This window comes from Natrarchaeobaculum sulfurireducens (assembly GCF_003430825.1).
Classification (GTDB): Archaea; Halobacteriota; Halobacteria; order Halobacteriales; family Natrialbaceae; genus Natrarchaeobaculum; species Natrarchaeobaculum sulfurireducens.
The window spans coordinates 2,407,297-2,433,739 of the sequence record NZ_CP024047.1; the positions used below are offsets into that span (position 1 = coordinate 2,407,297).

The 26,443-nt window shown below is 63.6% G+C and carries 22 protein-coding genes; 6 read left to right on the forward strand and 16 right to left on the reverse strand.

Annotated features, from left to right (window positions below; translation table 11 throughout):
• Window positions 1-135 precede the first annotated feature (135 nt).
• The 3 genes from AArc1_RS12940 to AArc1_RS12950 all read right to left on the reverse strand — a co-directional run bounded on the left by AArc1_RS12940 (window position 136) and on the right by AArc1_RS12950 (window position 5,039).
• Complete coding sequence (locus AArc1_RS12940; protein ID WP_117364768.1) at window positions 136-2,172, reverse strand: hypothetical protein; 2,037 nt, start codon at window positions 2,170-2,172, stop codon at window positions 136-138.
• A 70-nt stretch (window positions 2,173-2,242) separates the two neighbouring features.
• Window positions 2,243-3,364 carry a hypothetical protein gene (locus AArc1_RS12945; protein ID WP_117364769.1) on the reverse strand — a complete coding sequence of 374 codons (1,122 nt, stop codon included), beginning with the start codon at window positions 3,362-3,364 and terminating at the stop codon, window positions 2,243-2,245.
• Window positions 3,365-3,518: 154 nt separating this feature from the next.
• Entirely contained in the window at window positions 3,519-5,039 is a 1,521-nt protein-coding gene (locus AArc1_RS12950) for a flippase (protein ID WP_117364770.1), read from the reverse strand.
• Window positions 5,040-5,554: 515 nt separating this feature from the next.
• On the opposite strand from AArc1_RS12950, the gene AArc1_RS12955 reads away from it, so the two are divergent.
• The gene (locus AArc1_RS12955; RefSeq protein ID WP_117364771.1) at window positions 5,555-6,508 is read left to right on the forward strand and encodes an NAD-dependent epimerase/dehydratase family protein; all 954 of its coding nucleotides are present in this window, start codon (window positions 5,555-5,557) and stop codon (window positions 6,506-6,508) included.
• Between the two features lie 34 nt (window positions 6,509-6,542).
• On the opposite strand, the gene AArc1_RS12960 is transcribed toward AArc1_RS12955, so the two are convergent.
• From AArc1_RS12960 to AArc1_RS12970, 3 genes are all read right to left on the reverse strand, one after another.
• Window positions 6,543-6,974 carry a universal stress protein gene (locus AArc1_RS12960; RefSeq protein WP_117364772.1) on the reverse strand — a complete coding sequence of 144 codons (432 nt, stop codon included), beginning with the start codon at window positions 6,972-6,974 and terminating at the stop codon, window positions 6,543-6,545.
• A 178-nt stretch (window positions 6,975-7,152) separates the two neighbouring features.
• Window positions 7,153-9,036, reverse strand: coding sequence for an MFS transporter (locus tag AArc1_RS12965; protein WP_117364773.1), 1,884 nt, complete (start codon window positions 9,034-9,036; stop codon window positions 7,153-7,155).
• A gap of 641 nt (window positions 9,037-9,677) precedes the next feature.
• Window positions 9,678-10,712: a DUF1616 domain-containing protein gene (locus tag AArc1_RS12970; protein ID WP_117364774.1), complete on the reverse strand. Its 1,035-nt coding sequence runs from the start codon at window positions 10,710-10,712 to the stop codon at window positions 9,678-9,680.
• Window positions 10,713-11,096: 384 nt separating this feature from the next.
• On the opposite strand from AArc1_RS12970, the gene AArc1_RS12975 reads away from it, so the two are divergent.
• The 4 genes from AArc1_RS12975 (at window position 11,097) to AArc1_RS12985 (ending at window position 15,032) form a co-directional block, all read left to right on the forward strand.
• Window positions 11,097-12,107: a lipid II:glycine glycyltransferase FemX gene (locus AArc1_RS12975; protein ID WP_117364775.1), complete on the forward strand. Its 1,011-nt coding sequence runs from the start codon at window positions 11,097-11,099 to the stop codon at window positions 12,105-12,107.
• Between the two features lie 249 nt (window positions 12,108-12,356).
• Window positions 12,357-12,719, forward strand: a complete 363-nt coding sequence (locus AArc1_RS18520; protein WP_133412354.1) for a hypothetical protein — start codon at window positions 12,357-12,359, stop codon at window positions 12,717-12,719.
• A 41-nt stretch (window positions 12,720-12,760) separates the two neighbouring features.
• On the forward strand, window positions 12,761-13,123 hold the full coding sequence (locus tag AArc1_RS18525; protein WP_133412355.1) for a hypothetical protein: 363 nt from the start codon (window positions 12,761-12,763) through the stop codon (window positions 13,121-13,123).
• A 295-nt stretch (window positions 13,124-13,418) separates the two neighbouring features.
• Window positions 13,419-15,032 (forward strand): alkaline phosphatase family protein, encoded by a 1,614-nt coding sequence (locus AArc1_RS12985; RefSeq protein WP_117364777.1) that lies wholly within the window; start codon window positions 13,419-13,421, stop codon window positions 15,030-15,032.
• Between the two features lie 3 nt (window positions 15,033-15,035).
• Here the strand turns inward: AArc1_RS12985 and AArc1_RS12990 are convergent, their stop codons facing one another.
• Window positions 15,036-16,589, reverse strand: a complete 1,554-nt coding sequence (locus AArc1_RS12990; RefSeq protein WP_117364778.1) for an ABC1 kinase family protein — start codon at window positions 16,587-16,589, stop codon at window positions 15,036-15,038.
• A gap of 290 nt (window positions 16,590-16,879) precedes the next feature.
• Here AArc1_RS12990 and AArc1_RS12995 point away from each other — a divergent pair, with 290 nt between their 5' ends.
• On the forward strand, window positions 16,880-17,998 hold the full coding sequence (locus tag AArc1_RS12995) for a tyrosine-type recombinase/integrase (RefSeq protein WP_117364779.1): 1,119 nt from the start codon (window positions 16,880-16,882) through the stop codon (window positions 17,996-17,998).
• Window positions 17,999-18,103: 105 nt separating this feature from the next.
• On the opposite strand, the gene AArc1_RS13000 is transcribed toward AArc1_RS12995, so the two are convergent.
• The 9 genes from AArc1_RS13000 to AArc1_RS13040 form a co-directional block, all read right to left on the reverse strand.
• A complete protein-coding gene (locus AArc1_RS13000) occupies window positions 18,104-19,573 on the reverse strand; it encodes a monovalent cation/H+ antiporter subunit D family protein (RefSeq protein WP_117364780.1) in 1,470 nt (489 codons plus the stop codon).
• A gap of 87 nt (window positions 19,574-19,660) precedes the next feature.
• On the reverse strand, window positions 19,661-21,463 hold the full coding sequence (locus AArc1_RS13005; protein WP_117364781.1) for a Na(+)/H(+) antiporter subunit D: 1,803 nt from the start codon (window positions 21,461-21,463) through the stop codon (window positions 19,661-19,663).
• Window positions 21,460-23,136, reverse strand: coding sequence for a proton-conducting transporter transmembrane domain-containing protein (locus AArc1_RS13010; protein WP_117364782.1), 1,677 nt, complete (start codon window positions 23,134-23,136; stop codon window positions 21,460-21,462). Before AArc1_RS13010 ends, AArc1_RS13005 begins: the two co-directional genes overlap by 4 nt.
• The gene (locus AArc1_RS13015) at window positions 23,129-23,521 is read right to left on the reverse strand and encodes a sodium:proton antiporter (RefSeq protein ID WP_117364783.1); all 393 of its coding nucleotides are present in this window, start codon (window positions 23,519-23,521) and stop codon (window positions 23,129-23,131) included. The genes AArc1_RS13010 and AArc1_RS13015 overlap by 8 nt, the downstream gene beginning before the upstream one ends.
• Window positions 23,518-24,135 (reverse strand): MnhB domain-containing protein, encoded by a 618-nt coding sequence (locus tag AArc1_RS13020; RefSeq protein ID WP_117364784.1) that lies wholly within the window; start codon window positions 24,133-24,135, stop codon window positions 23,518-23,520. The genes AArc1_RS13015 and AArc1_RS13020 overlap by 4 nt, the downstream gene beginning before the upstream one ends.
• Window positions 24,132-24,719: a DUF4040 domain-containing protein gene (locus AArc1_RS13025; protein WP_117364785.1), complete on the reverse strand. Its 588-nt coding sequence runs from the start codon at window positions 24,717-24,719 to the stop codon at window positions 24,132-24,134. Before AArc1_RS13025 ends, AArc1_RS13020 begins: the two co-directional genes overlap by 4 nt.
• Window positions 24,716-25,033, reverse strand: a complete 318-nt coding sequence (gene mnhG / locus AArc1_RS13030) for a monovalent cation/H(+) antiporter subunit G (protein ID WP_186336601.1) — start codon at window positions 25,031-25,033, stop codon at window positions 24,716-24,718. The genes AArc1_RS13025 and mnhG overlap by 4 nt, the downstream gene beginning before the upstream one ends.
• Window positions 25,033-25,314, reverse strand: a complete 282-nt coding sequence (locus AArc1_RS13035) for a cation:proton antiporter (protein ID WP_117365890.1) — start codon at window positions 25,312-25,314, stop codon at window positions 25,033-25,035. The genes mnhG and AArc1_RS13035 overlap by 1 nt, the downstream gene beginning before the upstream one ends.
• On the reverse strand, window positions 25,307-26,383 hold the full coding sequence (locus AArc1_RS13040; RefSeq protein ID WP_117364787.1) for a monovalent cation/H+ antiporter subunit E: 1,077 nt from the start codon (window positions 26,381-26,383) through the stop codon (window positions 25,307-25,309). The genes AArc1_RS13035 and AArc1_RS13040 overlap by 8 nt, the downstream gene beginning before the upstream one ends.
• Window positions 26,384-26,443: the final 60 nt, after the last annotated feature.

Genomic DNA, 26,443 nt, shown 5'->3' on the forward strand with positions numbered 1-26,443 from the left:
TAGTACCGACCTACGCTCGACGGGGAGTGAAGTAGTCGCCGTCGGATCACGATTCGTGTCGGCGTACCCCGTCGAACCCGCATCTGCTCGAGTCCGTTCGGTGGGTCTCGAAACGACGCGCCGACGTCGAGACTGTCAGCGAGCGTCGTACTCGAGGTCGACGGTCGCGTCGCCGGAGAGCCAGAAGCCGGTCACGTCGCCGGTGAATCGGTAGGCGTCTTTCGTTCCGTCGACGGTGCCCTCGACGGCCCCGCCGTCGACCACCGTATCGTCGTCGATCGTTGCGCCACGGTAGGTCGAGGGTTCGACCGCGCCAGAGACCTCGAACGAGTAGGTGCTCGGCCCGTCGGCGTCGGTACCGTCGATGACGATCGCCTTCCGTAACGCCTCGTTCGAGTCGTCACCGCCGTTCTCGTTTCCCGCTTCGTCCTCCGAGTCGCCGTTACTGCCGTTCTCGTTTCCCGCCGTCTCCTCGAGAATCTCGTCGGGGTCCATCCGTTCGCTATCGAGTTCGACCCACATCACGTCGGGCTGTTCGATGTCGATCGACGTGATCGGCCCGTCGACGAGGAACGCGTCACCCTGGCCGCCGCCGCTGACACCACCCGCTCGCCAGGTGCCGTCGTCTGCCTCCTCGACGAAGTCTTCGGCAACGAAGGTGCCACCCTCGATGCTGCCACCGGACGGTGTCTCGTAATCCGCTTTTGCGAACTCGACTGGTGCGTCCGCCGTGAACTCGTAGCCGGCAAGCCTCGCGTTCGGCTCCGTGACGAACGCGAGGAGGCGCTCATTTCCCTCTTCGTCCTCCTCGTCCGAATCGTCCTCGGTGTCGTCGCCGGCGGTTTCGTCGACGATTTCCTCGGGGTCCATCCGTTCGCCGTCGAGTTCGACCCACATCACGTCGGGCTGCTCGAGGTCGATCGACGTGATCGGCCCGTCGACGAGGAACGCGTCACCCTGGCCGCCGCCGGTGACGCCGCCCGCCCGCCAGCCCTCGCCGTCTTCGTCGACGAAGTCTTCCGCCTCGAACGTCCCGCCTTCGATACTGCCGCCGGAGGGGGTTTCGTACGGCGCTTCGGCAAACTCGACCGGGCCATCCGCCGTGAACTCGTAGCCGGCGAGTTGGGCCTCGGGCTCGGTGACGAACGCCAGCAGGTGCTCGTCGCCGCCCTCGAGGTCGTCTTCGTCGTCGGTCTCGTCCTCGTCGTCACCGTCGTCTGGCTCGCCGGATGATGGTGGTTCGGACGAGCCAGACGAGCCCGACGCGGCGTCCTCCGCAGTGAGGGGGACGCCCTCGATGGCTTCGGGCTCGGATCGCTGAGGGGAACCGGCGGACTCGCCGAGGACCTGTCCGGAGTGCTCGACGGTGGTCCCGAAGCGAGTGTCGGTCACTCGAGCGCGCGCGTTCGCCCCCCAGTGGCCGTCGCCGGTCCCGACGTCGCCGAGGCGTGCGTTCGAGAAGTCACAGTCGATCGCCTCGGTCTCCTCGTAGAAGCCCCAGAAGTTACGATCGCAGCCGACGGCGACGCAGTTCTCGACGTACGAGCCGTTCGTCCCGATCCGGAACCCACCTGCACGACAGTCCGCCGCGAAGGAGTTCGTGATGTGCACTTCACCGCCGGCACCGGTGCTCGAGTGATTCGATGGGTTGCCGGGGCCGCTGCCGTAGATGGCGTTGTCGGGGTAGCCCTGGATGTTTACCCGGTCGATCTCGAGGACACCGGCGTGGTTCGGCGAGACGAAGATCCCGGTCGCGCCGGGGTACGTGTCGTCGTGGGCACCGTCACCCAGGTAGAGGTTCTCGATACGGGCCGAGCCGCCGGCGTCGGGAACGCTCACGATCAGGGGTTCGGCCTTGTCGTAGCCGTCCCAGACACCACGGACGCCGACGTTGCGGATCGTCCAGTTGCTCCCGACCGCGTTGATCTGGTATCGCGCCCCGCTGGCGCTGATATCGATCACGGTGTTCTCGAGCGTGTCGCCGGTGCCGAGTTGTACCCGGTAGGTGTCTCCTGCTGGGACTCGGATCACGTCGTAGTCTTCGTCGGCGGCGGCCGTTCCCGCACCGATGGCCCCCATCGTTACCGCCCCCGCGGCCACCTTCAGCCACGAGCGTCGATCGAGGAGTGCCTTGCCAGAGAAGGGGGATACTGCATCCTGCTTGTCGGTCATACGTCTCGAGCGAAGACCGTCCAGCCGAAGTAAGAATCCGTTAACCTGGTCAGTCTTTAAATCCAGAGGGTCAGCTAAAGAGAACCCTCAGAATCGTCTGAAAGTTCATGCGACCCTCACGCTCGCCGTCGTCGTCGGGTGCCGTTTCGTCCGACTCGTCGTCTCGCTCGTCCGCTTCGTCGTCGGTTTGATCGTCCGAATCGTCCGGTGTCTCCCCCTCGTCTGCCGGCTCTTCCTGATCGCTCTGGTCTCCATCGTCGTCGGAGTCGGTGGGGTCGCTCGCGGTGCCAGCGGCAGCTTCCTCGGCGGTCAGGGGAACCCCGTCGACGTCTTCGGGTTCGGATCGGTCGACATCGTCGGCCGACTCGCCGACCACGCTGCCGGAGTGTTCGACGCTCGTCTCGAAGCGCGTGTCCGTGACGACGACCGACGCGTTTTCGCCCCAGTGGCCGTCCCCGGTGCCGATGTCACCCATCTCGGCGTCGGAGAAGTCACAGTCGATGACCTCGGTTTCCTCGTAGAAGCCCCAGAAGTTACGATCACAGCCGACGGCGACGCAGTTCTCGGCGTACGAACCGTTCGTCCCGATGCGGAACCCACCTGCACGACAGTCTGCCGCGAAGGAGTTCGTGATGTGAACCTCACCGCCGGCACCCTGCGTCGAGTGGTTCGACGGATTGCCGGGGCCACTGCCGTAAATGGCATTGTCGGGGTAGCCCTGGATATTTACCCGGTCGATCTCGAGAACGCCCGCGTGGCCCGGCGAGACGAAGATCCCGGTCGCGCCTGGATACGTATCGTCGTGAGCACCATCACCCAGATAGAGGTTCTCGATGCGAGCCGAGCTACCAGCGTCGGGGACGCTGACAGAGATCGGTTCGGCCTTCTCGTGGCCGTCCCAGACGCCGCTGACGCCGACGTTTCGAATCTGCCAGTCAGAGCCCGTGGCAGTAATCTGATACTGAGCGCCATCAGCCGAGATGTCGATCAGGGTGTTCTCGAGCGTGTCGCCGTCGCCGAGTTGGACCGTATACGTGTCGCCAGCCGAAACCTCGATCACGTCGTAGTCCTCCTCGGCAGCCGCCGAGCCGACGCCGACGGCGCTTAGTACAGCCGCGCCTGCGGCGACTTTCAGGTACGAACGGCGGTCGAGTGCGGGTCGATCGTCCACGAACGTCGCTGTATCGCTCATACACTCCCTGCGAAGAACGTCTGGTGGAAGTAAGACTCCGTTAATCAGACCAGTCTTTAACAAAGACTGTCGGCTGGTATCGACTCTCAGGAAAACCGATCGGGTGCGTCCAGCGAATCCTGCGACGACGGAAAAGACGGGCGGCGGGCGTCGGTTAGCTGAGCTGTGAGACCGCCCACCGGAGGTCGAGCATGCCGCTGCCGACCGCCAGCATCAGCCAGGCGACGACGCCGACGGCCACGAGCGCGACCAGCGAGACGATACTCGAGACGTACGGCAACAACAGCACGACGACGAGCGCCATGCCGACGGCGACGGTACACGTCTTGAACGCCGTTCCGACGAGCCGCCGGACGGACAGCGACAGCTCGCTGTGGATCAGATAGAGGTTGACCGTTGCCATGATCGCGTAGCTGATCACCGTCGAGATCGCTGCACCGACCGGCCCGATCGTCGGGATCAGGGCAATGTTGAGCCCGACATTGATCGTCGCCGCACTGCCTTTCGACATCGCCCGATGTCGGGCACGGCCGAGGAAGTCGAGTGCCCCGTTGGTGAGTTTGTTGATCGACTCGAGGACGACGAACAGGGCGAGGACCTGAACGATCGGGATCGCACCGAGGTAGTCCGGCCCGAAGACGTGTCTGATCGCCGGGTCGGCGACGAGTACGATCCCCGTCGCAGCAGGGATGTAAAACAGCAGGGTGTGCTCGAAGGTCGTCTCGTAGATCCGGGCGGCACGATCCAGATCGTCGGTCGACTTCGACTCACCGAACGTCGGCGCAAGCGCAAACCCGAGCGAACTGGCCGGCGCTGCGACGAACTCCGTCAGTTGCTTGGCCAGCGTGTAGTATGCGACCGCGACGGGCGTCAGGAACGCCCCTACGAGGACGATGTCGACGCGTTTGAACATGATCGACGACGCGCCGGTGATCGACAGCGGCAGGCTATACTCGAGGAGGCGTCGCGTGAGCCCCGTCTCGCTCGAGTCGTTACGGTCGATCTCGGTGGTTTTGGGATCGTCGTCCGACTCGTCAGCGAGTCGGTCGGTCGGAATGTGAGCGAGCCAGCGATAGAGGACGAGCAGGCCAACGACCGCTCCGAGCCCGTAGCCAATGGTGTAGCCGAGAATCGCACCGGGGACACCGTATCCGAGAGCCAGAAAGCCGACGACGAACGTGAGATGGCCCAGGTTCGAGACGATCGAGAGTCCCGCACTCCAGGAGACGCGGTTGAACCCCTGGCACAGGAAATAGGCGTACGATCGCAGGGTGCGAGCAACGATGAATCCCACCCCGAGCACGAGCAATGTCAGCAGTTCGGGTTCACCGACCCAGGCGGCGATCGATTGCCGGAACGCAACGAAGACACCGGATACGATCACGATCGCTACGAGATTGAACAGCAGCGACCGGCGGACGATGAGCGGGACCTTCGAGGGGTCCGTCTTCCGGTACTCGGTCACGTACCTGGCCGCCGACTTGGCGAGTCCGAACTGGCTGAAAAAGATCGCGATGCTGATGATCGAAATCGCCAGGTAGAGCAGTCCGTACTCCTCGCTCGTCAGGAACACCCGAGTCAACAGCAGGATCAACAGACCGTTGACGCCGACCTCGACGACTTTCGCCACCAGGTTCGCCTTGAAGCCGCTGGCGATCCGCGCCGTCACCGACATCGATTGCGTTCCTGCAGCGAACCTGGTCCCAAAAGTCGCTCGAGTCGGACCCCACCGATCCAATCGGGCACATCCGGTCCCATCACGCTTCGTCCGCTATCACGGCCGGCTGACCGCCGTTGGGACGCCGGGACCCGAGTCGAACCGTCCGTATCGAACGCTGAAAGTGGTCGGACCATGTCATCGAAGCTACGCGAACAGTCACCTGATCGACACCTTGTTATAGCCCTGTTACCGTCGAGAACGCCGGGTAATCCCGAGGACAAAGGAGCCAACGCACGACAGCGCCATCTCGTTCGCTTCAGGCCGGAGCTAACCCAGGTCGGACCAGAGAGAGTGAGTATGGAATCGGTCATGAACACCAACCGATCGGACCGACCGACGACGGCAGCTTCTCGGCCGTGCTACCGGCGAGTCCGCAGACAGTCGATCCGTCGGCCGTGCTGGCCACCACGGCCTGCACCTCGTGCAACCGTCCAAAGGGACTAACACAGCGTTCGTGGAACGGAGGATCGATGTCACCCCTCTCGGACAAGCGCGTGCTCGTGACTGGGGGTGCTGGCTTCATCGGCTCGCACCTGGCCCGACGCCTCACACCCGACGCCGACGTGGTCGTCCTCGACTCCCTCGAGAACGGCGATCCAGGCGCAGTTCCCGCCGACACAACGCTCCTCGAGGCCGATCTTCGAGACACCGACGCCCTCGCCGAGGCGATGGTCGGCGTCGACGTCGTCTTCCACCAGGCGGCACTCGTCAGCGTCGGCGCGTCCGTCTCAGATCCAACCACCTCCCACGTGACGAATGTCGACGGAACGATCGCCGTCCTCGAGGCGGCTCGCGACGCGGACGCCCGGGCCGTGCTCGCCTCGAGCGCGGCGATCTACGGCGACCCCGAGACGGTCCCGATCCCCGAGTCCGCGCCGAAACAGCCCCAGTCACCGTACGGCCTCGAAAAGCTGACCGTCGACCACTACGCGAGACTCTATCACGACCTCTACGGCCTCGAGACGGTCGCGCTGCGGTATTTCAACGTCTACGGGCCAGGCCAGCGAGGCGGCGACTACAGCGGCGTCATCGACGTTTTTCTCGAGCAAGCACGACGGAACGAGCCCATCACGGTCCATGGTGCGGGCACGCAGACCCGTGATTTCGTCCACGTCGACGACGTCGTCGAGGCCAACTGCCTCGCGGCGACGACCGATCGCGTCGGTAAGGCGTACAACGTCGCGACCGGCGATGCCGTCTCCGTGCGCGAACTTGCGGAACTGATCCGGAAGGTGACTGGCTCCGACTCGGAAATCGTCCACACCGATCCGCGCGAAGGCGACGTCGAACGCAGCCGTGCAGATCTCTCGAACGTCCGGGAGCGTCTGGGATACGAGCCATCGATCTCGCTCGAGGAGGGACTCCGCGAACTCGCCAGCGCTCGAGACGCCGCGGTCGTCGACCACACCGACGGGGCCGACTAGTTCAGCGAAAACCCGACGACGAATCCGGGTTGGGCTACTTGATGATCGTTACGGGTACGGTCGCTTTGTCGACGACCGTCTTCGCGACGCTGCCGACCACCTGCTCGCGCTTGTCCGAGAACCCGCGGTGACCCACGTAGATGCCGCGAACGTCCGCTTTCTCGGCGTATTCGGCGATCGACTCCGCGGGCCGACCGGCCAGCAGTTCGGTCTCGATTTCGATCTCGGTGTCGTGGTCGGCCGCCGTCTCAGCGGCCACTTGTTCGGCCTGCTCGAGCGTTCGTTCGCCGTGTTCGATCGCCTCCGCTTCGCCAGGGAGGACGAGGTTCCCATCGACGAACTCGGTCTCGGGAGTCAACACGTGGACGACCTGTAACGACGTCTCCCACGTGCTCGCTTCGTGTGCCGCGTGTTCGACTGCTGTATCACTGACCGCCGAGCCATCGGTTGCGACGAGAAACGTCATACGTGATCCTCCTCGCCCGAGTATAATACCTGCTTCACAAATTCTTGCGTGGTGGGAGGGATCCCCGACTCCCGGTCCCCGTCTCTGTCGGGGGATTCGCCGACCCGCAAGCTCCCACATCCTCGTGTGTGCTGTTCTCGTCTGAGAGGTCTCCGCCTGACGGCCGAACGCAGTGTGCTCACACGTCCGGCGACGTATCGTGGACGTAGTAGCGGTCGAACTCGCCGTTCGACTGGATACGATCGACGTTGGGCTGGGACTCGACGGCGGCCAGGTCGCCCTCGGTGTACCGCAGTCCGTGGTAGGCGCTTACTTCGCGTTCGTAGTCCATTTCCGTCAGCACCAGGTACCGGTCCTCGTCGTACTCGCTCGAGACGTCGCCTCTAAGCGTGGCCGCGTCGACGTTGAAATGATAGTGACTCCGCTGTTCGTTACCGTTTACGGCGTCGTCGAACCGGTTCGGGCCGTCACGAAGGCCGAGGTAGTCGACCTCCTCGTCTTGCGATGCGAAGGCAGTCTCGTAGCCGCTCATCGTCGTCTCGCTGACGTGTGGTGACGGTGCGTAGGTGTACGGTGACGGAAAGATCGCGACCAGCGACAGGACGAGCAACAGCGCGAAGACGAGAGCGAACGCTGGATGGCCGACAATAGGGCCGTTCGGCTTCTCTCTCGAGCCACCAGATGTACTGCTCGAGCCGTCAGCCCCCCCACTCGAGCCGTCGGTCGATCCAGCACTCGAGAGCCGAGCCCCGATGCCGGCGATCGCGAGCGCTCCGAGGATCGTTATGAAGACCATCATGAGGCCGAAGACCCGGAAGTACATGCTCGAGCCGGAGGCGAAGAAGTACATGAAAAAGACTGGAACGAGTGCGACCAGCCCGGCGACGAAGTAGACGGACTCGGGACGAACTCGTCGAACCCATACTGATCGGGTCACAAAGAGAGCAGCCAGCCCGAACAGACCTGCGAGTATCGAAAACACCAGCTGTGGCGTAAAGAGCCTAAAAAAGAGTTCGAGGATGCTGCCGCCGATAGCCGCGACGGACTCGCCTTGAGTCTGGGCCGAGCCGCCCGGAGTGCCGCCACCGCTGCGGACGAACTCGACTACCGATGCGAGAAAGTAGCTAATCGTGTCACTGAAGAAGCCGTGATTTGCAGTCCAGACGAGAAAGAGCCCGATCAAGAACAGTACCTGGCCGTACATCGGCGTCTGGTCGGCGATTGGGCCGGCTCGAGAGACGCGTCGGGCGAGAAATTGGACGACACAGACTGCGACGAACGCGGCGATCAGGTGGGCCAGAAGCTGTGGATGGTAGATGACGGCTGCGATGCCGGCGATCGCGAACGCGGCGCCGACCCCCGTAACCGCCGCTCGGTCGCGATCCGTCCGGAGATACGACACGAACAGATAACACAACAGCGCCGAGAACAGCACCGCCTGGGACATCGCGTGGGGGGTGAGATACATCGAAAGCGTCGTCACCGGCAACAACAAGAACGCCGAGAACGCAGCGACGATGGTCGCGACCCGACTCTCCGTGATCGTCCAGACGGTGAGTGAGATGAACGTCCAGAAGACGAGCATCGAGACGAGGACGACGACGAACAGCCCCCGCTCGAGCGGGACCTCGAGCACTGAACTGACCAGCACCGACACCGTGTGGATCCCCGGATAGAAGAGGTCGAACGGACTAACCGTCCCCTCGCTGATCCCGCGAGCCCAGCCGAGGTGGGTCAACGCGTCGTGTTGACCCATGTAGCGGTAGCCACGCAGGATCGGTGTGCTCGCGAAGGTGAAGACGACCAGACCGCCGAGGCCGACCGCCAGTGATCGAACAGGCGACCGTTCGCTCGCAGTCGGGACGAACGCGACAGCGAGTGCAACCGCCAGTGCAAACAAGAGCCCCGCCCAGACCGCCATCGGAGTCATCGTGTAAATCGACAGCTCGTAGCCGGTCGCTGGCGATTCCCGCGCGAGGAAGGCGCTCGCGGCGACGGCGAGGAAGCCGACCGAGAGCACCAGCTTCTGGAACGGATCGTCGGCTGCGGAGTGACTGGACATTCGAAGCTGCTGCGTCGTTGGCCGATAATCGACCTTGTTATTCACCAGTTGCTGACCGTAAGCGACCCAATACCGTCGCCATCGATGACATGCGAGACTTCGAGGGAGATGAGATCCGAACGGGACCGGGCGGTCGACAGGGGTGCTCGAAACAGCTGCAAGCGCTGCTCGAACAGTCCATATTGTGCCGCTCGAGTACACATCCCAGCGCGGCTCGAGCGGGCATCAGATGGAACGTCGAATGAGAATCGAACCGCGACAACTGCAAGACACGCTCGTTACGAACGACCATCAGCTGATCGTCAGCGGCTGCATGCCGACCGCTGGACAGTCGCGGCTCCACACTGACCGCTGGACAGTCGCGGCTCCACACTGACCACCGGGCAGGTGCGGCCCCACATCGACCACCGGGCAGGTGCGGCTCTACGCTGACCCCTGTCACCCGCTCGAGCAGGGAAGAGTGACCTCCTCCTCCGCGTGAACACGGAGGAACCCCACCATGGGATTTCAGGCCGGTCGAAGCGGCCCCAAGGTTTCAAGACGCATACGTTCCACGCGTCGTCTGCTGGGTTTCAGCATCGTCATCAAAACCCCAACTCCCCCATCGGTTCGAATATAAGCTTACGGTCTGACCGCCGGCGTCAGTCCTCCTCGAGCGATTCGTCGATGTCGACCCAGACGTAGCCGTACCGGTAGGCGTTGTCGGTCGTCGGCTCCTCGGGTGGTGAGCCGTCGTAGAGCAAGACGGCGACGCGGACGGTTCCGCTCTCGGCGTCGGGCGTCACCTCGAGGTCGGCGTGGACGGTCTCGTCGTCGCCGACCGCGAGGTTGATGTCGTCGTGTGTCGTCCGATCGATAACGTCGCTGTCGTCGACCCACTGTTCCTGGACGACGGCCGTGTATTCGGTGTCAACACCCTCCTGATTCTCGACGGCGACGGTCAGTTCGATGGGGTCGCCCGGCTCCAGCTCGGTCGGGTAGTCGCTGGCGACGTACTCGCCGGAGTCGTCTTCGGAAAGCAACTCGAGGCTCGTGTACCCTTCGCCCTGCTGTGGCGAGACGAACCCGTACCCGACGCTCGTCAGGGCAACGAGCATGCTGCCGACGAGGACTACGTTGACCGCGGTGTGGACCACGGAGCCGCCGACGATCGCCCCCCAGAGCCGACCCAGTTTCCGACCGAGTCGAAGTGAATACCGTTCACCTGCCGGGACACGTCCTCGTCTGAGCGCCGCCACGAACACACTGCCGAGGACGAACACACCGACGGTGGTGACGATTGCGGGGCCGGTCAGCGCGACGGTGGCCGCGGCCATCGTCAACCCGAGCATCGGCAAGAGCGCGACGCTCAGCCCGAACGAGAGTGCGAGTCGTTCCCCGTCGCTGACGGTTCTGGTCTGGCCGAGAAACCGCCGGTCGTCGGCCGACTCGAGCGCTGACGCACGCGGAAAGAGGATCGAAACGGTCGCGTATCCGGGCGCGAGAAACAGCAATGGGACTCCGACGACCGCGCGAACGACCGGCGAGGTGACTTCGACGACCGCCAGCAACACGATTGCGATGAGAGCAACACCCGCGACGCCGAGCAGATCGATCGGGAGGCGGGGTGTGACACTGCTGGTCCCCTGGCCGGTCGCCGAAACCGGCTGAATCGTTTCTCGCTGTCTGTCTTTCATAGATTCGTTAGGTACTCGAAACACGACCGATCCGGGTATTGTTACTCGTCGGATAACCCGCCACAGAACGACCGCTTCAGGCGCTGGGACGGACCGCCGCGTTGGCTGGTGATCGACCCGACGACAGGCCGAGACGAACGCTGCGCGGCATCGCCCGTAGAGCGGAGCTGGTTCCGACTTCCCAGTTCCTGCTGGTTGCGCTCAGCCCCTGCACCGCTCGAGCGGTCGGCTGACCACGAAGCACTCGGCGAGCGACCGACGGCACACCGTGGTCGGAAACGGCTCGCTTACAAAGAGGACATCCGGTGACCAGCAAGCCATGGAATCGAGAACGATCGACGGGCCGGGCGCGACCGACAACGGGAGTCGTCGGGAGGTGCCCGGATGAGTGTCGACGTCCGCGTCGCTACCGACGACGACCGTGCCCGCTGGAACGAGTACGTCGGCCGCTCGCCACAGGGAACACTGTGTCACGAACTCGAGGCGCTCGCGGTCCAGGCGGATCATGCGGGGGCGACGCTCCATCCCCTGATCGGGTTCAAGGGCCAGGAGCCGGTCGGGCTCTTCCCCGTCTTCGAGCTTCGGAAGGGATTCGTGCGGACAGTCTTCTCGCCGCCGCCACACCTCCGCGTGCCCTACCTCGGCCCGGCGTTTCTCAACATGGGGAAACTGAAACAGCGGAAACGAGAGAAACGACGGACACGGTTCGTCGACGGCTGTCTCGAGTGGATCGACGACGAACTCGATCCGAAGTACGGGCACGTCCGCACGTCGACCGGCGTTACCGACGTTCGGCCGTTCGTCTGGGAGGGCTTCGACGCCACCCCGGAGTACACGTACGCCGTCGACCTCACGCGTGATGAAGCCGACATTCTCGGATCGTTCAGCAGCGACGCCCGACGCAACGTCCGGAACACGGCCGACGACGCCTACGAGATCACCATCGGCGGCCGCGAGTCGATCCAACGGATCCACGAGCAGGTCACACACCGGTATGAATCCCAGGGGATCAGCTTCGACGTCCCGCTCGAGTTCGTCCTCGACCTCGCTGACGCGTCGGCGAACGGCCACGTCACACCCTACGCCCTCCACGTCGACGACGAGTTCGTCGGCGGCATCCTGGCGCTCGAGTACGGTTCGCGGACGGGCCGCTGGATGGGTGGCGTACGAACCGACGCCGACGTCGACGTGCCGACCAACGACCTGCTGGACTGGGCGATTATGGACGACGCTCGCGAACGCGGGCTCGAGACGTACGACCTCGTCGGGGCCGACACCCGCCGGATCAACCGCTACAAGGCGAAGTTCAACCCCGACCTCGAGACCTACTTCAGTCTCGAGTACGGCTCGTGGGGGATGCGGGCGGCCGCGTCGCTGTACGATAGTGTGAAGTAGGGACCCGAATGGGACCATATTCATTACCTAATCGATCGCCAGCAACACAAACAGTGGGTTATGATAGCTCTCTCAATGTATGGCCCAACATGCAATTCCGACTATAATTCTGCCTATGCACTTGTTTCTTGGACATTTGATGGAACTCCTCTGTGCGGCCATAGCCCAAGTCTGGCGGCTAATGATCGAATTGGACTCACGTACAAAGAGGGAGCTTGGTACGTTCCTGACGGTGTTGATGGGACATGGATGTCTGACGACGTATCGGTTTCAGCTGAGGATTACAACGAGAACGGTATTGCCTGTTCGTTTGATGATGGCTCCGTGGACGATTACTGTGATGCTGGTGAAACATGGTATTTCGCAGCCCCGCTTAAAGAGGCGGACAGCGGTTTTGAGCCTGGGTCTCGTCAAGTCTGGGCGGTCTATAGTCACTTAGACGAACAAAAAGCGGGCGGATCAGTAACGATCTCATTCGGATCGTTAGGTTATACATCAGCAAATAATCCAGAGGCATGGCAAAGACACAGGGACGATGATGGAGACCAGCTTACTGCAACTGATCAGGATGAAGAGGATATTTGTGGTGGTCCATACAATAAGATATATTAGAAAAGCATAAATTTTTGTTTATAAACTGCTACGTGAATTGCATGAGACGACGATCATACTTGCTTTCTACAATGGGCTTGCTTTCAGGATGTGTAGGAAATGGAAATAACTCGGGGGCCTGTTCGCCCAGCGATGCACTCACAATTACTAATGGCGCTGATTATGCATACAACATCAAATTGACAATAGTTGAAAATGAGTCTTCAGAGATCGTTTTTGATGAAGTGAGAACTATTGATTCAAATTCACAACAGGATTATAGCCAGTACGTCAATGATTCACGCTCCTACTGTATCAAAGTTGCCACTAAATCGAGCAAAATAGAATTTAAAAGAGACGAGGGTGATGTCTGTGTCTTAATTAACTCTACTGAAGATATAACCGTCAGGTACGGGATTGAGTAAACGAAAAGAACATAATCCTGTAGAGGTCGACGTCCATAGTATTCCATATTAAATGGCCACCATTGATTGTCGCCCCCTTGACTATAACTTATGTTTCATATTCTCTTTCGGAGTACACAAACAACAGAACAGAATAAATAGAGACTGCAGTTTGCCGAGAATAGATTGGTTTATTATTATGTAAAAATTAGATCATGATCCTGTTTCCTGATAGTAGACTGATTTAGTTATCAGAAACTAACCCACTGGATAACCGGCTTCATAACCAAGGACCGCCGCGACGGAGGCGACGACGATGACCGACAACTCATCCCTCCGGACCCTGCTCGTCGGGATCGACGCGGCCTGCGACCGGGTGCTCGCGCCGCTGTTCGAGGACGACGAGGTACCGACGCTCGAGTCGATCTACCGGGACGGCCCTAACGGGACGCTCGAGTCACAGATCCCGCCGTGGACGGCCTCAGCGTGGCCGTCGCTCTATACGGGGAAGAACCCCGGCAAACACGGCGTCTTCGGCTTTCTGCGATTCGACGGCTACGACTGGGACGTGGTGAACGCGAGCGACGTTTGCGAGCCAACGATCTGGGAGCTACTGGACGACCACGGCCTCTCGAGCGTCGTCGTCAACGCCCCCGTAACCCACCCGCCGCGGGCGTTCGATGGCGCGTTGATCCCCGGCTACACCGCCCCCGAAGACCCCGACTGTCACCCAGAGGGACTACTCGAGGAAGTCCGCGAGGCGATCGGCGAGTACCGCGTCTACCCGGACGAGGACGCTGCCGACCTCGCCAGCGCCTACGCCGACTGCATCCGGATGCGTGGGGAAGCGTTTTGCTACCTGGCCGACCGGTTCGATCCGGCGTTCGGCTTCGTCGAGTTCCAGGGGACCGACTCGATCTACCACGAGGCCCCCGACGACGACACCGCCATCCGAACGATCTACCGCGAACTCGACCGCCAGCTCGAGTCGATCCTCGAGGTGTACGACCCCGACACCGTGATCGTCGCCAGCGACCACGGGATGGGGCCCTACCGCGGGCTCGAGTTTCGCGTCAACGAGTACCTCCGCGCTGAAGGCCTCGTCGAGACGCGCCGCGGCGGCGACGGCATGCCGACCTGGGCGACCGTCCGCGACGACGCGCTCAAGGCGGGTGCGGAGGCGACCGACCACCGGCCCGGCCTGGGCGAACGAGCGATGGCCACCGCCGCCCGTGCCGGCCTCACCAGCCAGCGAATCGGGGCCGTCCTCGAGCGCCTGGGCCTCGACGACGTCGCTGCGAAACACGCCCCCGCGGGCGTCGTCAGCGCCGGTGCCAAGCAGGTCGACTTCCCCGCATCACGCGCGTACGTTCGCTCACGAATCGAACTCGGCGTCCGAATCAACCTCGAGGGACGCGAACCCAATGGCGTGGTCCCAGAAGCCGAGTACGAAGCCGTCCGGACTCGGCTCATCGACGCCCTCAGGTCGGTTCGGACGCCCGACGGCGAGCCGGTCTTCGAGGACGTCCGCCCGCGCGAGGAGTACTTCCACGGTCCCGAAAGCGAGCGCGCCGTCGACGTCGTGACCGTCCCGGCCGACTTCGAGCACTTCCTCTCGGCGACGCTTCGCGACGAGCAGTTCGGCCCGCCGTCCGAGCCGTGGAATCACAAGCTCGAGGGAACGGTTGCCCTCTCCGGAGCAGCTGTCGACCACGGCGCGGGCGTCGGTGACGCACACCTGTTCGACATCGCCCCGACCGTCCTGGCCACGCTCGACGTGCCGGCGTGCGATCGAATGGACGGGACTCCCTTGCCGTGTGTCAACCCTGTGGGCGTCCAGTCCTATCCGCGCACCGACGACGGGGTGTCGGTCGAAACCGCAGACGACGGCGTCGAGCAGCGACTCGCTGATCTCGGCTACCTCGAGTAATCGTTACCGCGAACGCACGTAGACGAGCGCACAGAGGACACCCCCGGCCAGTGCGAGAAGTTCGTAGGGCTGGTCGTAGAAGACGAGTATGGAGGCGGCGACGAACAGCGCACCCGAAAGGATCGCATAGCCGATCGCTCGAGTTGCCCCGTCGTCCTCGACGGGCTCGGTCCTGACGACGAGTTCGCCGCGCTCTATCTGGGTGGCGACCCGGTCGAATCGTGTCGGCGCGCGGGCGAGTGCCGGAATCGACGACTGAAAGTCCCGGCGAATCTCGGATGCAAGCTCGCGCAGCTCGCTCTCGATGAACCCGTGTTCGACGAGGAACTCACGGGTGACGGTGATGAAGTCGAACTCCGGGTCGAGCTGGCGGCAGACGCCTTCACCGACGGTGCCGACGCGGACGAGCAACATCACGTTCGGTGGAATCCGGAACGGGAAATCGTGGAGCATCTGCATGAGTTCCGTGATGATGGCCCGCCAGGTGATCTCAGAGCGTCCCTCGAGGTTCTCGATGACGAGTTCGAGAACTCGTCTGACTTCGGATCGGTCGACCGATCGCTCGAGGACCTCGAGGTCGATGAGCGCATCCAGCAGTCGGTCGACGTCGCGCATGACGAGCGCGCGGTAGATGTCGACGAGGTCGTCCTGTTCGGCTTCGGTCAGCCGTCGACTCATGCCGAAGTCGTAGATGATCAGCCGCCCGTCGTCGGCGACGGCGAGATTGCCAGGATGTGGGTCGGCGTGAAAGACACCATCGACGAGCCCCATCTGGAGGTAGGTTTTGGCGAGCAGCGTCGCCATCTCGGTTGGCGTCCGCTCGACGGCGGCGAGGGCGTTTTCGTCGGTGATCTTGCGGCCGGGGACGAACTCCATCGCCAGTACGCGTTCGGAGGAGAGCTCGTCGTAGACGGCCGGAACGACGACCTGTGACTCGTCGACGTTCGAGCGAATCTCGCGCATCATCGTCGCCTCTCGGTCGAAGTCCAGCTCCTCGAGGATGATCGTCTCGAAGTCGCTCGCGACGTTTTTCAGCGAGTACTCGTAGCGTTCCGGCGCGATGATGGCGATCAGGGGGACGATCCGGCGGATGACCGCGAGGTCACGCTCGATGATCGCCTGAATTCCGGGACGGCGAACTTTGAGCGCGATTCGTTCGCCGTCGTGTTCGACGGTGTAAACGAACGCGAGCGAGCCGCCGGCGACGGGTTCGAGCGTCTCGAGGTCGAGGCCGTCGGCGAGTTCGTCCTCGAGGACGGTCAGGGGGTCGCCGCCGGCGTCCTCGGGGACCTCGTCTTGGAGCGTCGACAGTACCTCGACGTAGGTCGGCGGGACGACGTCCGGTCGGGTCGAGAGCACCTGGCCGACCTTGACGAACGCCGGACCGAGCTCGAGCATCGCGTCTCGCAACTTCGTCGCCCGGCGTCGGTGTTCGGCCTCGCTGACGCTCCGGGAGGGGCCAAAGAGGACGAACCGACGCGCATCGCGCAGGAACGCCCAGGCAAACGGCAGGAACGTGACGACGACGGCGAGGTACCGGCGGTAAAATCCCATCATACGAGCAGGTCGGGGTGACGTGGAGACGGTGGCGTCTCGCCCATGGCTCGGAATTCTCGCCGTTGGTACAAATATCTGAACGGTTCCGGGCCCGGTTGTTCACCGATATGGGGGATCGAAACACAGATTTACGCGGATGAGACAGTAGTACTCGAACGGATGTACCGCGTCGATGCCGGATTTTCGCGGCGGATCGTCCGCCGTCACGACGGGGACGGAGTTCGGTTCAGCGCCATCGAGCCAACGGAGCGGACAGTCCAACGGCGACCGATCAGCGAGGTGAGCGAGTCGTGACCGACGTTCAGATCGACGACGCGATCGACGTCTACCTCACCCGTAAAGCCGTCGGCGACCCGGACGGGCCAGGGGCGGGCGCTTACGCAGCCAACGCCGAATCGATCCTCCGGCGGTTCGCCGACTGGATCGAACGCGAGTGTCGCGTCACCGCACTCGCCGCCCTCGAGCCGACACACCTGCGGGCGTACGCGACCGACCTCCACGAGCGAACCGACCGCGGCGAGTACACCGCCTCGAGCGTCCACACCTACTACGCGGTTGTACGAGCGTTTCTCTCCTGGTGCGTTCGCGGGGGGATCGTCCCCACCAATCCGGCGGCGAGCGACGTTGCCGAGTCGGCGCTCCCGGCACCCGAATCAACGGGCGACGACGATTCCTGGTCACCCGACCGTCGGCGCCGCCTCGAGGCCTACGCCCGTGAGCGGGCGTTCGGTTCCGACGCGGGCGAGGATGGCACGGACGAGCGACGGACGCGCCTGCGCGAGTACGCGCTCGTCGCCGTCCTCGCCCACTCGGGTGCTCGTGGCGCCGAACTGTTCCGGGTCCCCGAGGACGACCGGCGGACGGGCGCGACCTGGGACGACGTCGACTTCTACGCGGGGACGCTGCGCGTCCTCGGGAAGTCCCAGCGCCTCGAGGAGGTAACGGTACTCGGTCCGGCCAGGACGGCCCTGCGGCGATACCGGGTCGTTCTCGATCCGCCGTCGAACGACTGGCCGCTGTTTCCAACCCGACACGCCCCGTCGATCGCCCGTCGTGTCCGGGAAACCCTCCACGAACGGGGCCACGACGATGCCGAGGTCGAACGACTGCTCGAGCGCCACACGGCGACCGAACTCGCCCGCGAGCGAGCGATCGCCCCGCCAGCGATCACGACAGAGGGTGCACGCTCGGTGTTGAAGCGGCTCTGTGAGCAGGCGGAGGTCGATGTCGACGGCGACTACCTGACCCCGCGGGGAGTCCGTGGTGACCGCTTTGCGACGACCGAACGGCGAGAGGCAACTCCGGCGGCACCACAGCTTCGGACCTCGTCCGACGACCGATCGATCGCCGTCCTCGAGGATCGGCCGCCGATCGGCCCAGATCCGACACCTCGCGAAGACGATGGCTAAGCCCGGCCATAAGAAGGGATCTGAGTAGTTCGTCGGCCGTGTCGCAGCTCTCTATCGGGGAAACCACAAGAACAGTTGGTACGCAGACGCTGGGTTAGGCGACGATTACGGAACCAGGTCCTGAATCGCACTCTCGAGGATCGACTGGATCTCTGCGGAGGCAAACCCGAGGGTCAGGCCGAGGACCGCGCCGATGACGATCGCGATGAGCATCCCCCGAGTGATCGACGCGCGGTCGACGTCTTCGCCCTCGAACGGGTGGAAGTAGATCCGGTTGATAAACGGCAGGATGTATCCCGCCGAAAGCAGCGTGCTGCCGAGGACGAGTGCCGAGACGAGCCACAGCCCCTCCTCGAACGCACCGAGCGCGATGTACCACTTGCCGACGAAGCCGACCGTCGGCGGCAGCCCGATCATCGCAATCCCGAGGACCGCGAAGGCACCGGCCATCACGGGAGCCTTCTTTGCGAGCCCGGCATACTCGTCGACGGTTCGAATCCCGCCGAAACGGAGCGCGAACATCCCCGCCAGGATGAACAGCGAGGCCTTGACGATCCCGTGACCGAAGATCTGGAGGATCGAGCCGAACAGCGCCGTCTCGTTTGCGACGGCGATCCCGACGAGGATGAGCCCGAACTGCGAGACCGTCGAGTACGCCAACACGAGTTTGATGTGATCCTGTAAGAGCGCGAAGAAGCTCCCCGCAAACAGCGACAGCAGGGCGCCGACCAGCAGGAGCTGTGAGATCGTCGGGTTCGCCTCGAGGAACTCGGGCGTGAAGACGGTGAAGATGATCCGAGCGAACGCATAGACCGCGACGGCGGGCATCAGCGAGGAGATGACTGCACTGATGCCGTCGGGTGCGGAGGCGTGGGCGTCCGCCAGCCAGGTGTGCACCGGGAACAGCGCGATCTTGATCGCGAGCCCGACACCCATCAGCACGAACGCCGTCACGACCACGGGGTCCGTGTAGCCGGCTTCGGCGATGTGCTGGGGCAGTTCGTTCATCGTCAGTGTCCCGGTCGCCGCGAGCACGAGTGCAACGCCAAGCAGGTAGAACGAGGCCCCGACGGTCCCGACCAGCAGGTACTTGAACGCCGCGTAAGTCGACCAGCGGTACTTCGAGGACGCCACGAGGGCGTACGACGAGATCGCCATGATCTCGAGGAAGACGTAGAGGTTGAAGATGTCACCCGTCAGCACGACGCCGAGCATCCCGCCGGTCAACAGCAGGAAGCCGCCGTAGAAGGCGTTGCCTCGAGGCCCGCCGATGCGAGTGTAGACGAGCACGCCGAGACAGATGAGCAGCGTCAGGATGACGACGACCATCGAGAACTCGTCGGCGAACAACTCGATCCCGAACGGCACCGGGATACCGGCGAGTTCGTACCGGATCGCGCCGTTGTGGTGGACGACCCACGCCAGCGCCACCGCGAGTGCGAACGTCGCCGAGAGGATCGCTGCGGCGAAACTCCAGCCAACGTTCTTCCAGCGGAGATCCGCGGCGATCGGTAACACCGCCGTCAACAACGGCAACAGAACGACCGCGCCGACGATCCACTCGAGGTGGTCCATCTCAGCTCACCTCCGTCGTGAGATCGACGCCGCGCTCGCTCCAGCGATCCGTCCGTGTCGTCAGTGTGGTAGCAGTTCCGATCATAATTACTGGATGAACAGGGAGAACCCAAGCGCGAGCATGAGCACGCCAGCCGCGACGTAGATTGTCAGTCCGATACCGAGTTTGCCGCCGGTCTTTCCGGGCGTCTGCTCGAGTCGCTGGTCGTAGCGTTCGTGCAGGCTCGAGGGAATCACCGTGCGGATGGTTCGGCTGGGATCGTGTGCGGTTCGAACGAGCGCCCAGCCGGTGGCAACGACGGCGTCGTTGACGCGGTTGTAGCCGCCGCCGAGGCCGCCCGAAGCGCCCTTTGCGCCGTAAAACGCGAGCGGGTCGTGGGCACGGTCGACGTCGATCCCGCCGTGGAACGTCCCGAGCAGCGGTTTCGCGACCACGAACACCAACAGACCGCCCGATGCGAGGAGGGCGACTTTGGTGAACTCATAGAGCGTGTAGGGATCCGATCCCCAGGCCTCGCTTCCGGGCACGAGTGCGTACAGTGCGGGGTAGTAGAGGCCGAAGCCGATACAGCCGGCGGCGACGCCGCCGGTGACGACGGCGTGACCCCAGTCGGCGTCTGGCATCTCGATCGGCTCGCCGTCTAAGAAGGCGTAGTAGCCGAACTTGATGAACGAGGCGAAGGTGCCGACGCTACCGAGATATAGCATCCACTCGAGCGTCGTCAGGTTCGCCTCGACGACGGCATCGATCAACATTCCTTTGCTGACGAAGCCGTTGAAGCCGGGGACGCCGGAGATCGAAAGCGCACCGACGAGGAAGGCACCGAGCGCGATCGGCGCGGTCGTCCCGATGGCACCGAACTTATCCAGGCTCTCTTTGCCGAGTTTGAGGATGATGATCCCCGCGGCCATGAACAGCAGACCCTTATACAGGATGTGGTTGAACAGGTGGGCGAAGCCGCCAGCGACGCCGAGCGTCGAGCCGATACCGATACCGGCGAGCATGAAGCCGACCTGACCCTGGATGTGATACGACAGGAGCCGGCGCATGTCCTTCTGGGCGAGCGCGAACGCCGCCCCGTAGATAGCCATCGCACCGCCCATGTACGCGAAGTAGATGTTCCCCTCGGGGAACGCCCGGAAAGACGCGTAGACCGCTGTCTTCGTCGTATAGCAGGCGAGGAAGACCGACGTGGCAACGTTCGGACTCGGGTAGGTGTCCGGCAGCCAGGCGTGTAGGCCGATGATGGCGGCGTTCAGGCCGATCCCCGCGCCCATCAACAGCGCCGTCACCGAGAACGTCACCGTCCCGAGGTCGACCTCGAGGCCAGCGACGTTGGTCTCGGCGAAGTGCAACGCGGTCGCACCGCCGTCGGTTCCGTAGAACAGGTAGAGGGCGACACCCGCCAGGAGCAGGCTGCCACCGATACCGTGGGCCAGCGCGTACCGGTAGCCCGTCCGGATCGACCGGCCACCGGATTGCCAGACGAAGACGGTGCTGGCGATGGCCATCGCCTCCCAGCCGACCACGAGCGAGAGCCAGTCGCCGACCATCACGGTCCACAGCGAGGCGGTGACGTAGCCGAGCCCCCACAGCAGGTGTCGCGTGTCAGTGTCGGCGAAGTAGGCGTAGGCGACGGCGAACGCACCGAAGCCGCCGAAGATGATCGCCATCAGTCTCGAGAAGCCGTCGACCTCGAGGACGAGCAACTCGAAGCCCATGAACGTCGCGGTCGGACCGGTTCCCTCGGGAACGAGCAGGGCCCAGACGACGACGCCGATCAGCGAGAGCGTCGCGACGCCGTGGGCCGCTCGCCGTGGGAGCACCAGTGTGAGCACGAGCGCGACCGCGACGAGCAGCGCCGGCGGCACGGAGAGGAGTTCGTTCATCCGTCGATCACCCCCTCAGCGCCCGAGGCCTCGACGATTCCGTTGATCAGGTCGAAAAAGACCATGTGATCCGGTGCGATCCCGAACAGCAAGACGAGCGTCATCGTAGACATCAGTGGGACGAGCATGAACGGCGTCGTTTCCTGCAGGCGGCCGGTCGGCCGGTCCCAGCCGTCGCTCGGCGGGAGTTCGACGTGGCCGTGGTCGTCGTGGTCGTGATCGTCGTGGCCGCCATCGGCACGGTACGCCATCGATTTCTCCGATCGACCGCCGAACGGATTGTCGAGGACGGGTTTGCCGCCGTGGTCGTCCGCCGTCTCGAAGAAGGCCGTGTAGATGATCGGCCAGAAGTACGCGATGTTCAGCGCACCCGAGGTGACGAGCACGGCGGGGACGAGCAAGGTTCCAGCCTCGGCTCCACCCCACAGCAGGTGCCATTTACTCACGAAGCCAGCGAGTAGGGGGATGCCCGCCATGCTGAGGCTCCCGACGGCGAACGCCGTCATCGTGACCGGCATCCGCTTTGCGACGCCGGGCATCTCGCTGATGTACTTTACCTCGAGTTGGACGTACAGCGCCCCGGCACAGAGGAACAGCGTCAGCTTCGCGAAGGCGTGGGCGGGGATGTGTAACAGCCCGCCAGTCAGCGCCATCGGCGTCAACAGCGCCATGCCCAGGACGATGTACGAAAGCTGGGCGATGGTCGAGTACGCCAGCCGCGCTTTGAGATTGTCCTGGCGCAACGCGAACAGACTCGAGATGACGATCGTTGCGCCAGCGAGGATCGCCAGCGGGACGCCCATCCCGATCTCGGCGACCGTCTCGGGGCCGAAGACGTCGATGACGGTCCGGGCGACCCCGAACGCGCCGGCTTTGACGACCGCGACCGCGTGGAGCAGTCCCGAGACGGGTGTCGGCGCCACCATCGCACTGGGCAGCCAGGCGTGGACCGGCATGACGCCTGCTTTCACGGCGAAACCGCCTGCCAGCAGCGCGAACGCGGCGCGGGCGACCCACGGGTCCTCTGCGGCGAGGGTCGACAGGCCCTCGATGCCGCCGCGGGTGAACGTGATGTCGCCAGCGAGCCAGAAGATAGCGAGCATCCCACCGAAGACGGCGAGTCCACCCGAGAGCGCGTACGCGAGGTACTTATACCCCGAGACGCGCGCCTCGTGGGACTCGTCGTGAGCGACCAGCGGGTAGGTCGCAAGCGTCAGCACCTCGTAGAAGACGAGGAGGACGAAGATGTTCGCGGCGAACGCCACACCCAGTGCGGCACCGACGCTCGCACAGAGCATCGCGAAGAATCGCGTCTGGAACGGCTCGTGGTGGCCGCGCATGTAGCCGATGCTGTACAGCGCGGTGAGGACGTAGAGCCCGCTCGAGACGAGCGCGAACACCATCCCCAGGGCGTCGGCCCGGAGGACGAGGTCGATCCCCTCGACGAACGTTCCGATGGTCGTCTGGTGGACGGTGCCCTCGAGGACGTCCGGGACCATGCTGGCGACGATGGCGAACATGGAGACAGCCGCGAGCAACGACCACGCTTCGCGGACGTTCGGGCGGTCTTTCGAGAGGAAGATCAGCCCCAGCGCGATGAGGGGGACGACCAACACCAGTCCAGGACGGATCGACTCGACGGTCGTCGCGTTCGCGAGGACGAGTTCAGTCATCGCTACCACCTCCCGAGTTCGACGAGGTCGTATCGTCTGCGGCGATCGCAGCCTCGATCTCGCGGACGTTCATCGTCCCGAACTCGGCGTAGAGTCGGATCGAAAGCGCCAGCGCCAGCGCCGTCAGCGCGACCCCGACGACAATCGCGGTCAGGACGAGGACGTGCATCAACGGATTGGCGTGTGGCTCCGCGAACCCGTCTGTGAGGATCGGTGGGGTCGCCCCCTCGACGTAGCCGATCGTCACGAGCATCAGGTAGACCGCGATCTGTGCAAAGTTGAGCCCGATGATCTTCTTGATGAGATTCGGATTGTCGATCATCATGTAGATCCCGATCAGGAAGAGCGCGAACGACGTGAAGTAGTAGTGATAGGCTTCGATCATATGGATTCACCTCCTTCGCCGAACCCTGCGGCGAGCCAGACGACGAGGCCGATGATGACGCCAGCAACGAGCGCGGCGATCGCGACCTCGACGAGTTTGACCATGTTCTCGACGGACAGCGGGAAGACGAACAACTCGAGGACGTCGCCGCCGTAGAGGAGCGCGCCGAACGCGACAGCGCCGAAGATGGCGGCCCCGAGTATGAACAGTCCTGCGAGCGCACGCCCGTCGAGCCACTCCTGAGTCGGGCCGAAGCCGAAGGCCATCGCGACCAGCACGATCGTCGAGGCCATTACGACACCGCCCTGGAACGCGCCGCCGGGGAGACTGGTCCCGAACAGCGTCAGGTAGATCCCGAAGGCGACGACGAACGGGGTGACCGTCCTCGAGGCGGTCTTGACGACGGGACTCTCGACGACTTCGGTCGTCGCCTGTAGCTCCGCCATCTCCTCGCGATCGAGCGACTGTGCCTCAGCCGCGGCGTCTTCGGCCGTCGATCCCGGATCCTCGTCGCCACCGTCGTCGACGGCATAACCGTGGATCTCGTCGGCCTCCGAGGGGTCCGCGTCCTGTCCACCGTCGGATTCGACGTCATCGTGATCGGTCCCCGTCATAGGATATCCTCCCGGCCGAGTACGATCAGGATGCTCACCGCCGCGGCGAAGGCGACGATGAGTTCACCGAGCGTGTCCAGCCCACGATACACGACGAGCACTGCCACGACCGCGTTCGGGAAGCCGGCATCCTCGAGCGTCTCCTCCATGTAGTAGCCATACGGCGTCAGTTCGCCATCGGCGTAGGTACTCGAGACCGCCGGGGCGTCCGCCGCGCCGATAGGATCGAGCGAGAGGAACGTATAGCCAAGCGGCACCGCGAGGGCGCCGACGATCAGCAACGCCGGGAGGTTGAGCGATCGAAACGCGGCGAGTCGACCGCCGTCTTCGTCGGCGTCGGCCGCACTGCTTGCGAGACCTGTCGTCTTCTTGACAGTGATCATAAACAGCACGGAGATGACGCCAGCACCGACTGCTGCTTCGATCAGCGCCACGTCGGGTGCAGCGAGTAGCACCCAGATCACTGCGATTCCAAGGGTCAGTCCCGCAAACGTAACGATCGCACCCACCACGTCGCGTGCGAACGCGACGAAGAGCGCGCCGAGGAGGACGAACGCGATCAGTGCGAGCTCGAGCCAGATCATCGTGATCCCTCCGAGTCGTCAGTCGTCCAGACGTCGATACCTCTGCTGTAGGCGGCTCGCGTGATCGCGTGGGCCGCCGTGGGGTTGGTGTAGTAGATGAACACGAGCAAGATCAGAGCCCGGAGGGTCTCGCCGACGGTCCCGAAGTAAAGGGCAACGGCGAGGACCGAAAAGCCGGCACCGAGCGTGTCGGCTTTGGTCGCTGCGTGTGATCGGCTGTAGACGTCCGGGAGCCGGAGCATGCCAACGGCCGCAACGAACGTAAAGAAGACGCCGATCGCGGCGAAGACGACGATGAGTGTGGTCACGATCATCACCAGTCCACCCCCTCAGCGTCGTAGGTGAACCGACCGACGACGAGACTCAACACGAAGTTGAGCAACGCGTAAACGATCGCGATGTCGAGATACTCGGGTCGGTCGAGTCCGGCCGAGATCAACGCGAGCACCATCACGATGCTCGTCCCGATCACGTTCACGGCCATCACCCGGTCGTGAGTCGTCGGTCCGGCGACGACGCGGTAGAGGACCAACGCGGCCAACACGACGACGACTGCGGCCGCCGCCAGCAAAACCGTTCCCGCGAGGTCACTCATCGGGCCCACCTCCCGTTGGCGTCTCCGTCGGGGTGGCCTCGATGGCACCGCCAGCAGCGGCAGGACCCTCGAGTGCGACCGCGTCGCCTCGGGCGGCCGGGCCAGCTAATTCGCTGGCATCACGGCCGTAAAAGAGGTACCTGACGGCACGTTCGTGGACACCCTCGACGAGATCCTCGCGGGCACTTGGATTGAGCGAGTGAACGAGCAGTTGATGCCCGTCCGCATCCACGGTCAGCGTTCCGGGCGTCAGGGTGATACTGTTCGCAAACGCGGTCACTGCTAGCCCGCTTCCGACCGCAGCGTCAACTCTGTCCAGGCCGGGATCGATCGGCAAGGACGGGTGTAAAACGACGTATGCGAACAATACGTTCGCTTTCGTGATCTCCCAGAGGAGATACGGCACAAACAGCACACCGCGAGCGACCGTCCCGAAGACGGGTCCGAGACTCGGTGTCGTCTCGAACGCGACGTTGCGCAACAGCGCCGCCGCGATGATCGCCGTGATCACACCAGAACCGAGGACGAACGGATCGAACAGGGAGTAGTTCGTCGCACCGAGGGCGACGTAGAAGCCAAATGCGACGGCTGCGACAACCCCTGCCCGGAAGAGTTCGTCACCAGTCAGCGTCCCGCTGTCGGACGTCACCGGGGCCCGCTCGAACGCCACTCCAGTTCCATCGAGAATCGACTCGAGTGACTGCAATGTCGGCGCCGTCGCATCGAGCGAGTAGTGTGGATCGAGGACGATCCGTTCGATGCCGTGTTCGCGCGCATACTCGAGGAACAGTTCGACGTGTTCGCCCGGCCCGGCGACGTATCGGTCCGTTCCGAGGAAGGCCGTCGTCACCGCAAGCGCATCCGTCGAGGCGTCCTGCGCTCTGCGTTCGGCCTGCTCTAGAACCGTTCGATCCGGCGTTGGGACATCACCGACGTGATGACCCGAAACCGTCCGAACGAGGTGTACATCGTCCCCGTCGTCGCGAGCGAGGTCGACAGCGTGCGTTACTGTCTCCTCGAGCGTTCCTGACGGGGCGATCGGAACGAGAACTCCCCCACCGCCGGTCATGTCGGCCACCTCCCGAACGGAACCTTACGGTCCTCGAGGCGTGCGACGAGTCCGTGCCCA